Annotated in this window: 1 pseudogene; it reads right to left on the bottom strand. The window is 45.0% G+C overall.

Going from position 1 to position 553, the window contains the following annotated elements:
• Nucleotides 1-107: 107 nt before the first annotated feature.
• Nucleotides 108-553, bottom strand: a pseudogene (locus AACR09_RS21705) (chromosome partitioning protein ParA); the annotation flags it as partial.

The raw sequence follows: 553 nt of genomic DNA, 5'->3' as shown, positions 1-553 counted from the left end.
TTGTTCGAAATGTGTGTTCAGCGATATTCATTAGATCAAAGACGGCGATGCGCGTCTACCTCATTGTTTTTATGCCTAATTATGAGGGGATTCGCAAGGTTAAGGCGTTACTTGCTAAAGAACTGCTCCCTGAAATCGGTGACTTGTTGTTGATAATAACTGTCCCAATCTTGTTGAGTCCAAGTGGCATAACTTGAGGTTCGCTGAAAGTCTAAGGCCGCTTTGAGCTGATCCAGTTGCTCGTGATAACTCATCACGGTTTGTTGCTGTTGCGCGACTTGCTGTTCTCGCGCGGCAATGTTGCTGGCCTGCGTTTCATCTAAGTAGGCCTCTTGAAGGTCGGCTTTGACTGATGCTATTTCAACAGCGCTATAACTGCTGGGTATCAAAGAGACTGCCAGTTCATATTTTTGAAGCTGTGTTTCGGCGTTTAACGTGTCCGTATTGTTTTGCCATTCGCTAAGCAAATCTTGATAGTTGGCCAAAAACTGGTTCGCTTCGTTCTCTTCAAGGGTATTGGCGTCAAGCGTAAAATCCAGATGAGTAAACTGGT

It is taken from the genome of Vibrio sp. OPT20, from assembly GCF_963889365.1.
Taxonomy (GTDB): domain Bacteria; phylum Pseudomonadota; class Gammaproteobacteria; order Enterobacterales; family Vibrionaceae; genus Vibrio; species Vibrio splendidus.
Note: the sequence above shows the minus strand (reverse complement) of the source record. Positions and strands in the feature narration are given on the sequence as shown.